The sequence below is a fragment of the Paraburkholderia sp. IMGN_8 genome (assembly GCF_038050405.1).
Classification (GTDB): domain Bacteria; phylum Pseudomonadota; class Gammaproteobacteria; order Burkholderiales; family Burkholderiaceae; genus Paraburkholderia.
On the sequence record NZ_CP150900.1, the window covers coordinates 2,057,040 to 2,070,261 of the forward strand.

Annotated in this window: 12 protein-coding genes; 8 read left to right on the forward strand and 4 right to left on the reverse strand. The window is 62.7% G+C overall.

Annotation, left to right across the window (positions count from 1 at the left end):
• The first annotated feature begins 314 nt into the window (after positions 1-314).
• The 6 genes from WN982_RS09660 to WN982_RS09685 all read left to right on the forward strand — a co-directional run bounded on the left by WN982_RS09660 (position 315) and on the right by WN982_RS09685 (position 6,004).
• On the forward strand, positions 315-1,796 hold the full coding sequence (locus WN982_RS09660) for an NCS1 family nucleobase:cation symporter-1 (RefSeq protein ID WP_341315468.1): 1,482 nt from the start codon (positions 315-317) through the stop codon (positions 1,794-1,796).
• Between the two features lie 24 nt (positions 1,797-1,820).
• A complete protein-coding gene (locus WN982_RS09665; protein ID WP_341315469.1) occupies positions 1,821-2,675 on the forward strand; it encodes an aspartate/glutamate racemase family protein in 855 nt (284 codons plus the stop codon).
• Positions 2,676-2,905: 230 nt separating this feature from the next.
• Positions 2,906-3,856 (forward strand): allantoinase PuuE, encoded by a 951-nt coding sequence (gene puuE / locus WN982_RS09670; protein WP_341315470.1) that lies wholly within the window; start codon positions 2,906-2,908, stop codon positions 3,854-3,856.
• Positions 3,853-4,374: a 2-oxo-4-hydroxy-4-carboxy-5-ureidoimidazoline decarboxylase gene (gene uraD, locus WN982_RS09675; protein ID WP_341315471.1), complete on the forward strand. Its 522-nt coding sequence runs from the start codon at positions 3,853-3,855 to the stop codon at positions 4,372-4,374. The genes puuE and uraD overlap by 4 nt, the downstream gene beginning before the upstream one ends.
• A gap of 107 nt (positions 4,375-4,481) precedes the next feature.
• Complete coding sequence (gene alc, locus WN982_RS09680; RefSeq protein ID WP_341315472.1) at positions 4,482-5,495, forward strand: allantoicase; 1,014 nt, start codon at positions 4,482-4,484, stop codon at positions 5,493-5,495.
• Positions 5,492-6,004: an ureidoglycolate lyase gene (locus WN982_RS09685; protein WP_341315473.1), complete on the forward strand. Its 513-nt coding sequence runs from the start codon at positions 5,492-5,494 to the stop codon at positions 6,002-6,004. The genes alc and WN982_RS09685 overlap by 4 nt, the downstream gene beginning before the upstream one ends.
• Positions 6,005-6,147: 143 nt before the next feature.
• On the opposite strand, the gene WN982_RS09690 is transcribed toward WN982_RS09685, so the two are convergent.
• The 3 genes from WN982_RS09690 to uraH form a co-directional block, all read right to left on the reverse strand.
• Positions 6,148-6,414: a helix-turn-helix transcriptional regulator gene (locus WN982_RS09690; RefSeq protein WP_341315762.1), complete on the reverse strand. Its 267-nt coding sequence runs from the start codon at positions 6,412-6,414 to the stop codon at positions 6,148-6,150.
• A 92-nt stretch (positions 6,415-6,506) separates the two neighbouring features.
• Positions 6,507-7,700, reverse strand: a complete 1,194-nt coding sequence (locus WN982_RS09695; RefSeq protein WP_341315474.1) for a urate hydroxylase PuuD — start codon at positions 7,698-7,700, stop codon at positions 6,507-6,509.
• A 350-nt stretch (positions 7,701-8,050) separates the two neighbouring features.
• The gene (uraH, locus tag WN982_RS09700; protein WP_341315475.1) at positions 8,051-8,404 is read right to left on the reverse strand and encodes a hydroxyisourate hydrolase; all 354 of its coding nucleotides are present in this window, start codon (positions 8,402-8,404) and stop codon (positions 8,051-8,053) included.
• 529 nt (positions 8,405-8,933) lie between these two features.
• Between uraH and WN982_RS09705 the strand changes: the two genes are divergently transcribed.
• Complete coding sequence (locus WN982_RS09705) at positions 8,934-10,331, forward strand: 8-oxoguanine deaminase (RefSeq protein WP_341315476.1); 1,398 nt, start codon at positions 8,934-8,936, stop codon at positions 10,329-10,331.
• A gap of 75 nt (positions 10,332-10,406) precedes the next feature.
• Here WN982_RS09705 and WN982_RS09710 read toward each other — a convergent pair whose 3' ends face one another.
• The gene (locus WN982_RS09710) at positions 10,407-11,339 is read right to left on the reverse strand and encodes a LysR substrate-binding domain-containing protein (protein WP_012433318.1); all 933 of its coding nucleotides are present in this window, start codon (positions 11,337-11,339) and stop codon (positions 10,407-10,409) included.
• A gap of 251 nt (positions 11,340-11,590) precedes the next feature.
• Here WN982_RS09710 and WN982_RS09715 point away from each other — a divergent pair, with 251 nt between their 5' ends.
• Complete coding sequence (locus WN982_RS09715; RefSeq protein ID WP_341315477.1) at positions 11,591-13,192, forward strand: ABC transporter ATP-binding protein; 1,602 nt, start codon at positions 11,591-11,593, stop codon at positions 13,190-13,192.
• Positions 13,193-13,222: the final 30 nt, after the last annotated feature.

Below are 13,222 nucleotides of genomic sequence, written 5' to 3' on the forward strand. Positions count from 1 at the left end.
TTGCTGGTGCGCGCCGCACTGAATTGAACTGAACTGAATCAAGCGTGGCAAGGCGGCTCGACGTGAGCGTCGCCGGCTTGCGTGCGCGTGGCCGTCGCTGAACGACAGCCTTGGAGTAGCAACGCATCGTCAGGAGTCCGCGGCTGCCGGCGGTGCGATAACCACAAGTACGTCAGTACGGAGACACCCGCGGCGCGGCCCTTCAGGCGCTTGACATTCCCTCCGGTTCCACTCGGGTGAAGGGAGTGCGCCTGGCATGGCCGATGCAACGTCCTTCGATTCGCTATCGATGGTCCCTATCCCAAGGAGGAGTCATGGCTCAGTTCAGTGCAGCGCCCAGCAGTCCCGCAATTCCCACTTACGGAGACGCTGACGCACCCAGCGATCCGTCTATGCCGGCAGGTTACAGCGAGCGGCTGTACAACGAAGACCTGGCGCCGCTGCGCCACCAGACCTGGGGCGCCTACAACATCTTCGCGTTCTGGATGTCCGACGTGCACAGCGTCGGCGGCTATGTGTTCGCGGGCAGTCTGTTCGCACTCGGGCTGACGAGCTGGCAGGTGCTGATTGCGCTGCTGGTCGGCATCACGATTGTCAACGTGCTGTGCAATCTGATCGCCAGGCCGAGTCAGCAGAACGGCGTGCCTTATCCGGTTGCCTGCCGCGCGACGTTCGGCGTGCTCGGTGCGAATATTCCCGCAGTGATTCGCGGTTTGATCGCGGTGGCGTGGTATGGGATTCAGACCTATCTGGCGTCGAGCGCGCTGGTGATCGTGGTGCTGAAGTTCGTCCCGCAACTGTTGCCGTATGCGGACGTTCATCACCATGGCTTCATGGGTCTCTCGACCCTTGGCTGGGCCGGTTTCATGTTGCTGTGGGTATTGCAGGCACTGGTGTTCTGGCACGGCATGGAGACCATCAAGAAGTTCATCGACTTCGCCGGCCCGGCAGTCTACGTGGTGATGTTCATTCTCGCGGGCTACATGGTGTATCGCGCAGGATGGCGCAACATCGGCATCAACCTGGGCGGCGTCAAATATCACGGCATGGAAGTGGTGCCGGTGATGATTACGGCGACCTCGCTGGTGGTGTCGTACTTCTCCGGACCGATGCTGAATTTCGGCGACTTTTCGCGCTACGGCAAGAGCTTTCGCAGCGTGCAGCGCGGCAACTTCTGGGGCTTGCCGGTCAACTTTCTCGCCTTCTCGCTGGTGACCGTGGTCACGACCGCCGCCACGCTGCCGGTGTTCGGCCAACTGATCACGGATCCGGTCGAAACGGTGGGTCGTATCGACTACCCGAGCGCGGTGATTCTCGGCGCGTTGACCTTCACGATTGCGACCATCGGTATCAACATCGTCGCTAATTTCGTGTCGCCGGCCTTCGATTTCTCGAACGTCGCGCCGCGCCTGATCAGCTGGCGTGCGGGCGGCATGCTCGCGGCGGTGGCGTCGGTCTTCATCACGCCGTGGAATCTGTTCAACAATCCGGCGGTGATTCACTACACGCTCGATGTGCTCGGCAGCTTCATCGGACCTTTGTATGGTGTCCTGATCGTCGATTACTACCTCGTGAAACGCCAGAAAATCGTGCTCGATGACCTTTACACGGTTTCCCAAACCGGCTCGTACTGGTACAGAAACGGCGTCAATTACCGGGCCGTGGGCGCGTTGTTGCCGGCCGCGCTCATCGCCGTGATCTGCGTGATGGTGCCGACGCTCGACGGGCTGGCAAATTTCTCGTGGTTCATCGGTGCCGGATTGGCTGCAGCGTTCTACCGCGTGCTCGCTCGCTGAGCCGGCGCCGCAACAGGAGTCGATATGCGCATCAAACTGATCAATCCGAATACGACGCAACGTATGACGGAGGCAATGGGCCGCTGCGCGCGCGAAGTCGCCGCGCCCGGCACCGAAGTGATCGCGGTGAATCCGACGATGGGACCACCGTCGATCGAAGGCTATTACGACGAAGCACTCGCGACGCCCGGCTTGCTGGCCGAGGTCATCGCCGGGGAGTGCGACGGTTGCGACGGCTACGTGATCGCCTGTTTCGGCGATCCTGGTCTGTATGCGGCACGCGAGCTGGCGCGCGGTCCGGTGATCGGCATCGCCGAGGCGGCGATGCACGCGGCAAGCGTGCTGGCGCCGGGCTTTTCGGTGGTGACGACTCTGGCGCGCACTTGCGGCATGGCGTGGCATCTCGCGGAGCGCTACGGCATGAAGCGCTTCTGCCGCAATGTGCGCGCTACTGACGTCGCCGTGCTCGATCTCGACAAGCCCGGCTCGGCGGCGCGCCGCATCATCCTCGACGAATGCCGCCGCGCGCTGGACGAAGACGGTTCGGACGCGATCGTGCTCGGTTGCGCCGGCATGGCGGAGTTGTGCGCGGAGATCGAAGACGCATTGGGCGCACCGGTTATCGAGGGCGTGACGGCAGCCGTCAAATGGACCGAGGCGCTGGTCGCGCTGCGTTTGTCGACGGCTAAACGTGGTGACTATGCAAGGCCGCTGGCGAAACGCTACGACGGCGCGCTGGAAGCTTTCAGTCCGACCGATGCCGATCTGAACCCGGCGCCACCACGCGGTTTTGTGGCAAACGCGCAGGAAACCGCGAAAAACGCCGATTTGCTGCGGGTAAACACTACAGGACCGGCGCCGCACATACATTCCGTCTGACACGCACTATCTGCCCGGGTGTATGGGCGCACCCGGGCGTTTTCGCTACACTGGTTCCACTCGGCGCTGGTGCCCGAAATGCTTTTTGCTGCAGCTTTTTGGCGCTGCTTTTTGGTGCTTCGCCGCCCGCGCCGGCGCGGATCACAAGCAAACCCCACGCGAGCTCCACGTGCATGTCACGTGAGCTCCACGCGAATTTTACGTACCGTCACCACGCATCTCGTCAAACCATGCCACTCGACTCGAACTATCCACGCGATCTGATCGGCTACGGCCGCCACCCGGTGCAAGCGAACTGGCCTGGTCGAGCGCGTGTGGCCGTGCAATTCGTCCTGAACTACGAAGAGGGCGGTGAAAACTGCGTGCTGCACGGCGATCCGGGCTCGGAGCAGTTCCTCTCGGAGATCGTCGGCGCGGCCGCCTATCCGGCTCGCCACATGAGCATGGAGTCGATCTACGAATACGGTTCGCGGGCCGGCGTGTGGCGCATCCTGCGCGAATTCGAAAAGCGCGGTTTACCGCTGACCGTGTTCGGTGTCGGCATGGCGATCGAACGGCATCCGGAACTGGCACGCGCATTCGTCGAACTCGGTCACGAAATCGCTTGCCACGGCTATCGCTGGATTCACTATCAGGACGTGTCGCCGGAGAAAGAGGCCGAGCACATGCGACTCGGCATGGAAGCGATCGAGCGCGTCACGGGCGAGCGTCCACTCGGCTGGTACACCGGCCGCGACAGTCCCAATACGCATCGGCTGGTCGCCGAATACGGTGGCTTCCTGTACGACTCGGATTACTACGGCGACGACCTGCCGTTCTGGATGGACGTCGAAGTGACGGGCGGCTCGACAGTGCCGCAACTGATCGTGCCGTACACGCTCGACACCAACGACATGCGTTTTGCGAGCCCGCAAGGCTTCAACACCGCGGATCACTTCTTCACGTATCTGCGCGACGCATTCGACGTGCTCTATGAAGAGGGCGAAGAAGCGCCCAAGATGCTGTCGATCGGCATGCACTGCCGCTTGCTCGGCCGTCCAGGGCGCTTCCGCGCGCTGCAACGTTTTCTCGACCATATCGAACAGCACGATCGCGTGTGGGTGACGCGGCGCGTCGATATCGCGCGGCACTGGCGCGAACATCACCCTTACCAGCAAAACAACCGCGGGGCAGCGGCATGAAGGCGATGCAATACACTCTGGACCAACTCAACAGCACCTCGACCGACGCGTTCGTCGCGGCGCTGTCGGGCATTTTCGAGCACTCGCCGTGGGTTGCGGAAATCGCCGCGAATCAAAGGCCGTTCGCCAGCATCGACGAGTTGCATCGCAAGATGTCGAATATCGTCGAGACGGCAGGTGAAGAGAAGCAGCTCGCGTTGATCAACGCTCACCCGGAGCTTGCCGGCAAAGCTGCGGTGCGCGGCGAACTGACGGCCGAATCGACGCGTGAGCAAAGCGGCGCGGGCCTCGCCCAATGCACTCAGGAAGAATTCGACAGACTGGTCGCGTTGAACAGCGCCTATCGCGAGAAGTTCGGTTTCCCGTTCATCCTCGCGGTGCGCGGCTTCGATCGCCACGGCATCATCGCGAACTTCGAAGCGCGTGTGAACAACAGCCGCGCCGATGAATTGCGCGCCAGCCTCGACCAGATCTACCGCATTGCACGTTTCCGGCTCGACGACCTGATCGACGCGTAAGGCTCGTAACTTGAACCGCGCCTGAACCTCGCTTGAACCGCGCGCGCGTCGCGGACCTCGAACCGAAACGTTTTTTTCAGCACTAGCAAACATTAAGGAAGACAAAGATGGCACTCCCGATTCTCGACCCCAACGCACCGGACTTCACGCGCCGCTATGTGAACCTCGCGGACCCGCGTCTGGGCGCGCAGGCGCTCGAGGCCAGCGACGATTTCTTCGCGCCGAAGGAACGCATGCTGAATCCGGAGCCGGCTGTCTTCATTCCCGGCAAGTACGACGACAACGGCAAGTGGATGGACGGCTGGGAAACGCGCCGCAAGCGGGCCACCGGCTACGACTGGTGCGTCGTCAAGCTCGCGCGTCCGGGCGTGATCAAGGGGCTCGATCTCGACACCAGCCACTTCACGGGTAACTTCCCGCCGGCGGCTTCGGTGGAAGCCGCCCGCGTGGTGGACGGCGTGCCGAACCAATCGACGCAATGGACCGAGATCGTCCCGTCGGCCACGTTGCAAGGCAACAGCCATCACTATCACGAAGTCAGCGACACCAACGCCTACACGCATCTGCGCGTGAACATCTACCCGGACGGCGGCATCGCGCGTCTGCGCGTGTATGGTCAGCCGCAAGTCGATTGGGCCGGCGCGAGCCGCACTGAGCAGTTCGATCTGGCGTCGATGGAAAACGGCGCATATCTGGTCGCCGCGAACAACCAGCACTTCGGCGCTGCGTCGACGATCCTGATGCCGGGCCGTGGCGTGAACATGGGCGACGGCTGGGAAACGCGCCGCCGCCGCGAGCCGGGCAACGACTGGGCGATTGTCGCGCTGGCGCAACCGGGCGTGATCAGGAAGATCGAAGTGGATACGGCTCACTTCAAGGGCAACTATCCGGACCGTTGCTCGATTCAGGCCGCGTATGTGACGGGCGGCACGGATAGCTCGCTGATTACGCAGGCGATGTTCTGGCCGGTGCTGCTCGGCGAACAGAAGCTGCAGATGGACAAACAGCATTACTTCGAGAGCGAAATCGCCGCGCTGGGTCCCGTGACGCACGTGCGCTTTAACATCATTCCGGACGGTGGTGTGTCGCGTCTGCGTCTGTGGGGCACACTCGCATCATGAAAAATCTGGCTATAGAACCGTTGACGAAGGAAGCGTTCGCCCCGTTCGGCGACGTGATTGAACTCGGAGGCGCGAAGCAGATTCCGATCAACCTCGGCACCACGATCCGTTATCACGACCTCGCGAAGGTGGACGTGACCGACGAGAACGGCCGCACGCTGGTGAACCTGTTTCGCGGGCAGCCGCGCACGCTGCCGTTCGAAGTGAAGATGCTCGAGCGTCATCCGCTCGGCAGCCAGGCGTTCGTGCCGTTGAACGACAAGCCTTATCTGGTGGTCGTGGCGCCGGCGGGCGAACTGGATGCGTCGCAGATTCGCGCGTTCGTGACGAGCGGCTGGCAGGGCGTCAACTATGCGAAGGGCGTGTGGCACCATCCGCTGATCGCGCTGGGTGACGTGAGCGACTTCATCGTTGTCGACCGTGGCGGGGATGGGCTTAATCTCAACGAGCAGGATCTGGCCGAGTCGCTCTGGCTCACCGAAGATGCATTGAGCGCGATGACGGTTTGAGGCTTTTAGCGTCAGCGTATTATTGAACAGGTTGTTTATGCAAAAAGCCCACAGTGCATGCTGTGGGCTTTTTGTATTTGCGGGCCGTGATGGGCGCAAGCTCGTCGTTCAGCCACGCTTGCCAAGAACCCGAACGTCGAGCCTCATGAACGCGAATCCGGCATGCGCTGCTCAGCCAGGATGTCCTCGAGCGTGTGCCCATGTCCATGCGCTACGACCTTGAGGTCGTAGCCTGCCGCTTCGAGCAGGCGTACGAGAACCGAGACGCTCATGTCGTTTTTGGCGAGCGTTTCCATGCGCGCGACCGTGGTGCGCGCGACGCCGGCACGCCGCGCCAATTCATCTTGCGACAGGCTGCTTTCGTGCCGTACGGCCTTCAGCATGTCAGAGACGTCAGCAAGGGTGGTCATTGTGCAGGCAGCAAAGAAAAAGCGGGCTTCCCGCTCGCGCGAAAAGCCCGCTTGATGTTTCGCCAGGCCGGGCGCGAGGCCCGGCTCGGTCATCACTTCACAGCACCGCCTTGAAACCAGGCGGCAATCTTCATCCGCTCGTCGTCGGTCATGTGCGTCACATTGCCGAGCGGCATTGCCTTCAACGTCACCGCTTGCTGATAGATCCGCTGTGCGTTCTGCGAGATCTCGTCCGGCGTATCGAGCAGCACACCGGCCGGCGCGCTGCCCATCATCGTGGGATGTGCGGAGTGGCACGCCACGCAACGCTGTTGCAGCACCGGCGCGATATCGGCCACCTTGACGACCGGTGCATTCGCGGCTTGCGCTTGCGGCACGACCGGCTTCGGCATCGTCCAGAAGAGGGCGGCGAACATCAGCACGATACCGATCAGCGGCAGATACCACAGCACCTGACCGCGGTGACGCATCACGAAGAACTGGCGAATCAGCGCGCCGGCCAGCATGATGATCACCAGCACGGCCCAGTTGTACGGGTGCGTGTACGTCATTGCGTAGTGGTTCGACAGCATCGCGAACACCACCGGCAGCGTGAAATACGTGTTGTGCACCGAACGTTGCTTGCCGCGCTTGCCGTAGATCGGGTTCGGCGTGTCGCCCTTGAGCATCGCGTCGACCATTTTGCGCTGGCCGGGAATGATCACGAAGAACACGTTCGCCGACATGATCGTGGCCAGCATCGCGCCCATGATCAGGTAAGCCGCGCGGCCCGCGAAGATGTGGCACGCGAGCCATGCCGCGATAAGCACATAAGCGCCGACGCAGATGCCGAGCACCTTGTCCTTATTGCCGAGGATCCGGCACAGCGAGTCGTAGACGATCCAGCCCGCGGCGAGGAAGCCGAGTGCCGAAGCAACGGCGACCACCGGACCCATATCGAGCACGTTCTTGTCGATCAGATACGTGGTCGGCGAGAACAGATACAGCACGGTGAACAGACCAAAGCCCGACAGCCACGTCGTGTACGACGGCCACTTCGACCAGTGCAGGTCCTCCGGCATTTCCGGCGGCGCGACGGTGTACTTCTGCATGTTGTAGAAGCCGCCGCCATGCACGTGCCACAGTTCGCCGAACACGCCGCGCTTGCGCTGGTTCGGGTCCTGTGGTGGTTTCAGGCTGTTGTCCAGCGCGACGAAATAGAACGACTCGCCGATCCATGCAATCGCGGCGATGACGTGGAACCAGCGAATCGCCAGATTCAGCCAGTCGGTGATAAAGCCTTCCATGACACTCCTCCACTTCTGATTCATTGTGCGTGCAACGACGTTTGCGCCTTCTGGGACCCGGCGACGGGTCGTCGGCATGCTTGACGTCACTGCACAGACTGCGGGGTGCCCCCCAAGGGGACTTCTTTCGGGGCTGCGCCCCTTCAGGGCGAAAGACGCAGTGCGCTCAGTTCGCACGACGCCGTTTTTTTATGGAACTGCGGGTTGAGTCGCCAGCGTTCGATTGCGTTTCGCGGGTGTGTTCAGACATCTGCGCACATCTGCGCAATGCAATCGAGCGCGATCAAAAATGCAGCGCGACTTCATCGCCCTCGTCCAACGCCTACAGAGAGACGCTTGACTGTCTCCCCTTAGCTGCCCCGATAGGTGCTGTACGACCACGGCGACACCAGCAGCGGCACGTGATAGTGTGCGCCGGCATCGGCCACGCCGAAGCGCAGCACGACACGGTCGACGAAGCGCGGCTCCGGCACCTTTGTGCCGATCGACGCGAAGTAGTCGCCGGCGCCGAACACGAGTTCATATTCGCCCGCGACTAAAGCATCGCCTTCGAGCAGCGGCTGGTCGCAGCGGCCGTCGTCATTGGTGACGGTGGTTTTGAGCGCGCGGCGGGTGTCGCCGGAGAGCGCGAAGAGTTCGACCTTGATGCCCGCGCCGGGACGGCCGTTCGCGGTGTCGAGCACGTGGGTAGTGAGCTTTCCCATTCGCAATTTTCCTTATGTGAATGCGAGGTTTCGGCGGCAGCCCGATCCAGAATACGTTTGCGGCGGATCGAGGCTCCACGTCAGTGGCTACATACCCGTCGGCGAATTGAAGCGAGCGCCGTGACAGCCATTGTAAAAAGGTTGTTCCCATCAGCGCGCGCGAGATAGGAAAGATAATACCTGGCGCATGACGGACAGCCCGTTGAAAGCCGCATCGAGTCGATTCGTTCGACTATTACCGCGCAATTCGATCGTACTGGTGCCAAAAATGGCCCACTATATCGGCAGCGTGAAGTCGGGTATCGCACTGGCGCGAGTTGTCAGCATTATTTTGGCCGTCGAAGGTTACACCTGCGCTGCGGCAGTGCCGCGCACGCCCCGAGGGAAGTCCCCTCGGGGGACCCCGAAGACGGCGGAAGCACGCTGGGTAACCGGGCCAACGGCGTTCGACGGGACGCGGCGGCACGGTGGCGTGCCGTCACATCGCGTTCGAACGGCTTTGCACGGAAGCAATGACGCGGAGAAACGAATGACGATGGAGCAGGTGGGTTTGGAACCCAACAAGCCAAAGAGAACGATGCTGGTCAAGCACGCGGACGTGCTGGTCACGATGGACGGCGCCCGGCGCGAACTGCGCGACGGCGGTCTGTATATCGAGGACAACCGCATCGTCGCGGTCGGACCGACGGCGGAGCTGCCGCAAACGGCCGACGAAGTGCTCGACATGCGTGGGCATCTGGTGATTCCGGGGCTGGTCAATACGCACCACCACATGTACCAGAGCTTGACGCGGGCGATTCCCGCGGCGCAGGACGCCGAGCTGTTCGGCTGGCTGACCAACCTCTATAAGGTATGGGCGAACCTCACGCCGGAGATGATCGAGGTCTCGACGTTGACGGCGATGGCCGAGCTGCTGCTGTCCGGTTGCACGACTTCGAGCGACCATTTGTATATCTACCCGAACGGTAGCCGCCTCGACGACAGCATCGCCGCGGCGCGCCGGATCGGCATGCGTTTTCACGCGGCCCGCGGCAGCATGAGCGTGGGGCAGAAAGACGGCGGTTTGCCGCCGGATTCGGTGGTCGAGCGTGAAGCGGACATCCTGCGGGACACGCAGCGTCTGATCGAGACGTACCACGACGAAGGACGTTACGCGATGCTGCGCGTGGTGGTCGCGCCGTGCTCGCCGTTCTCGGTGAGCCGCGATCTGATGCGCGAATCGGCGAAGATGGCGCGGCATTACGGCGTATCGCTGCACACGCACCTCGCGGAGAACGTCAACGATATCGCGTACAGCCGCGAGAAGTTCGGCATGACGCCGGCCGAGTATGCGGAAGACCTCGGCTGGGTCGGTCACGATGTATGGCATGCGCACTGCGTGCAACTCGACGAAGCGGGCATCGCGCTGTTTGCCCGGACGGGCACCGGCGTCGCGCATTGTCCGTGCTCGAACATGCGGCTGGCTTCGGGCATTGCGCCGGTCAAGCGGATGCGCCTCGCGGGCGTGCCGGTGGGCCTCGGCGTCGACGGTTCGGCGTCGAACGATGGTGCGCAAATGGTCGCGGAAGTGCGGCAGGCGTTGCTGTTGCAGCGGGTCGGCTTCGGTCCGGATGCGATGACCGCGCGGGAAGCATTGGAAATCGCGACGCTAGGCGGCGCGAAGGTGCTGAACCGCGACGATATCGGCGCATTGGCGCCGGGCATGGCGGCGGACTTCGTGTCGTTCGATCTGCGTCAGCCGCTGTTTGCGGGCGCCTTGCACGATCCGGTCGCGGCGCTGGTGTTCTGCGCGCCGTCGCAGGTGAGTCATAGCGTGATCGGCGGCAGGGTGGTAGTGAAAGACGGGCAACTGACGACGCTGGAACTCGGACCGGTCATCGAGCAGCACAACCGGCTGGCGAAAACGCTTTACGAAGCGGCGGCGTAGTCACGCAAAGTGCGAGGCGTGAAATCTGTCGGCATCCATTACGCATGAGGGATGCCGATAGAGCACCAAAGAAGCTCAAGGTTTGTCGATCAGCGTCTTGGTCGCTTCGGCAACCAGACTGCGCAGCCAGCGCACTTCGTCGGAGTAATGCACGCGTTCGTGCCACAGCTGGTAGTACTGCATCGGCGGGAAATCGAGCGGTGCGGGCACCACGGTCAGCGGCAGGAATTTGGCGTAGTAATCGGCAAACAGGCGCGTCGTCGTGAAGATCAGGTCGGACTTGATCAGCACGTAAGGCGCCAGATTGAAGTACGGCAACGTGACGACCACATGACGCTTTAACCGCTCGCGCGCGAGGTGCACATCGATCGCGCCGCGTTGGCCCACCGAGTAAGGAGTAGGCGCAAGATGCGGAGCATTCAGGTACTGGTCGAGCGTCAGCCCGCCGCGTTTGGCGAACGGATGCGCGTTGCTCATCAGGCAGACGATCTGATCGACGAACAGATTCGACAGGTGCAATTGCTCCGGCGGCTCCGGCCAGTTGCCGACCACGATATCGAGCTTGCCGTCTTCGAGCGCCAGTTCGTAGTCGAACGCCGGCCCGAGCGAGTGAAACTCGAGCGTCGCGTTCGGCGCGGCCTGACGAAAGCGTTCGACCACCGTCGGCACGAACAGCACGTTCAGGTAGTCCGGGCAGCCGATCCGGTAGCAGCGGATCGAGGTGGCCGGATCGAAGTTGTGCTGCTGGAACTTGATGCGTTCGATCTCGCGCAGCGCGTTCTGCACCGGTTCGAGCAGGCGCAGGCCGTACTCGGTCGGCACCATGCCGGACTTGCCGCGCACCAGCAGCGGGTCGCCGGTGATGTCGCGCAGACGGCGCAGCGCCGCGCTGATGGCGGGTTGCGATTGATTGAGTTTGACGGCGGCGCGCGTCACGCTGCGCTCCATCAACAGGGTGTGCAAGACGCGTAGTAAATACGTATCGATCGCCTCGCGTTGCTGACTCATGACTTCTCCGAAATATATGTGCTGGCTGATCGAACGGGCATGGGGGTATATGGCTTTTAATATGAATACAAAACCACGTCAAGAGTGGGATACCCGCAGAGCACGCTGTGGCGCGGGTTTGCGGGGAATTTTGACGGCTCGACTGGCTGAGCCGAATTAGGTATTGTCATCCGGTTGTGGTGACGGATCGCAGGCTGACAGGGCGTGCGAACGTGCCATAACGGGCAGTCTCTGACGTACTACGGAATCACATGAGCGACTCTTCTTATAGCGACGGCGCCGCCGCGCAGCCGGCAGACAGGCCGGAACAGGCGGCGCCCCGGTTGGTGCTCGAGGGCATCACCAAACAATATCCGGCCGTGCGCGCCAACGACGACGTCACACTGATCGTCGCGCCCGGCGAAATCCATGCCGTGCTCGGCGAAAACGGCGCCGGCAAAAGCACGCTGATGAAGATCATCTACGGCGCGGTGCGGCCCGACGCCGGCGAGATTCGCTGGGAAGGCCAGGCGGTCGAGATCGCCAACCCGGCGGCCGCGCGCAAGCTCGGCATCGGCATGGTGTTCCAGCATTTCTCGCTGTTCGAGACGCTGACCGTCGGCGAAAACATCGCGCTCGCGCTCGACGAACCGTTCGACCTGAAGACGCTCGCCAAACGCATCCGCGAAGTCTCCGCCGACTACGGCCTCGACATCGACCCGCAGCGGCACGTGCATAGCCTGACGGTGGGCGAACGGCAACGCGTCGAGATCGTGCGTTGCCTGTTGCAGAACCCGCGTCTGTTGATCATGGACGAGCCGACTTCGGTGCTCACGCCGCAGGCGGTGCGCAAGCTGTTCGAGACCTTGCGGCGTCTCGCAGCCGAAGGCTGCAGCATCCTCTACATCAGCCACAAGCTCGACGAAATCCAGGAGCTGTGTGATACCGCGACAGTGATGCGCGGCGGCCGCGTGACCGGTCACGTGAAGCCGAAAGAAGAAACCCACGCGTCGCTCGCGCAATTGATGGTCGGTCATTCGCTGCCCGATTACACGAGGCGTGAACACAAGCCGGGCGACGTGCTGCTCGACGTGAGGCAACTCTCGGTGGCGAGCGACGATCCGTTCGGCACCTCGCTCGATAACGTCTCGTTCGGCGTGCATGCCGGCGAGATCTTCGGCATCGCGGGCGTGTCGGGCAACGGCCAGGCCGAACTGCTGTCGGCCCTCTCGGGCGAAAAGCGCGGCGTGCGCGCCGATGCGGTCACGATTTGCGGGAAGGCTGCGGGGCGTATGGGCGCGGGCGGGCGGCGCGCCCTCAGTTTCGGTTTCGTGCCGGAAGAGCGCCTCGGCCGCGGCGCAGTGCCGGCGATGACACTGTCGGAAAACGCGCTGCTGACCGCCCATCGTCAACAGATGGTGCACTCCGGCTGGATCAAGGCGGGTGCGATGCGCGCCTTCGCCAAGCGCTGCATCGAAGCCTTCGATGTGCGTTGCGGCGGTTCGGAAGCGCTGGCGCAAAGTCTCTCCGGCGGCAATTTGCAGAAATACATCATGGGCCGCGAGATTCTGCAGGCACCCAAGGTGCTGGTGGTCGCGCAGCCGACCTGGGGCGTCGACGTCGGCGCGGCGGCCTTCATCCGGCAGCAGTTGCTCGATCTGTCCGCGCGCGGTGTGGCGATTCTGGTGATTTCCGAGGAACTGGAGGAGTTGTTCGACATCTGCGATCGCATCGCGGTGCTCGCGCGCGGCAGACTCTCGCCGGTGCGTGCGACCGGCGCGACCAACGCCGAGGAAATCGGCCGCTGGATGGCAGGCCTGTTCGGCGACCGCGAGGGTGCGCCGCCTTCGGCGGAACAGCCGGCGCATGCCTGATCAGTCGCCGATCCGGCGCCTGATCCCACG

What these genes read in the sequence shown, in the direction of transcription:
- WN982_RS09665 (WP_341315469.1), top strand. Translation starts at nt 1,821, where the DNA reads ATGCGCATCAAACTGATCAATCCGAATACGACGCAACGTATGACGGAG.
- uraH (WP_341315475.1), bottom strand. Translation starts at nt 8,404, where the DNA reads ATGGGAAAGCTCACTACCCACGTGCTCGACACCGCGAACGGCCGTCCC.
- WN982_RS09695 (WP_341315474.1), bottom strand. Translation starts at nt 7,700, where the DNA reads ATGGAAGGCTTTATCACCGACTGGCTGAATCTGGCGATTCGCTGGTTC.
- alc (WP_341315472.1), top strand. Translation starts at nt 4,482, where the DNA reads ATGGCACTCCCGATTCTCGACCCCAACGCACCGGACTTCACGCGCCGC.
- WN982_RS09710 (WP_012433318.1), bottom strand. Translation starts at nt 11,339, where the DNA reads ATGAGTCAGCAACGCGAGGCGATCGATACGTATTTACTACGCGTCTTG.
- puuE (WP_341315470.1), top strand. Translation starts at nt 2,906, where the DNA reads ATGCCACTCGACTCGAACTATCCACGCGATCTGATCGGCTACGGCCGC.
- WN982_RS09690 (WP_341315762.1), bottom strand. Translation starts at nt 6,414, where the DNA reads ATGACCACCCTTGCTGACGTCTCTGACATGCTGAAGGCCGTACGGCAC.
- WN982_RS09715 (WP_341315477.1), top strand. Translation starts at nt 11,591, where the DNA reads ATGAGCGACTCTTCTTATAGCGACGGCGCCGCCGCGCAGCCGGCAGAC.
- WN982_RS09685 (WP_341315473.1), top strand. Translation starts at nt 5,492, where the DNA reads ATGAAAAATCTGGCTATAGAACCGTTGACGAAGGAAGCGTTCGCCCCG.
- WN982_RS09660 (WP_341315468.1), top strand. Translation starts at nt 315, where the DNA reads ATGGCTCAGTTCAGTGCAGCGCCCAGCAGTCCCGCAATTCCCACTTAC.
- WN982_RS09705 (WP_341315476.1), top strand. Translation starts at nt 8,934, where the DNA reads ATGACGATGGAGCAGGTGGGTTTGGAACCCAACAAGCCAAAGAGAACG.
- uraD (WP_341315471.1), top strand. Translation starts at nt 3,853, where the DNA reads ATGAAGGCGATGCAATACACTCTGGACCAACTCAACAGCACCTCGACC.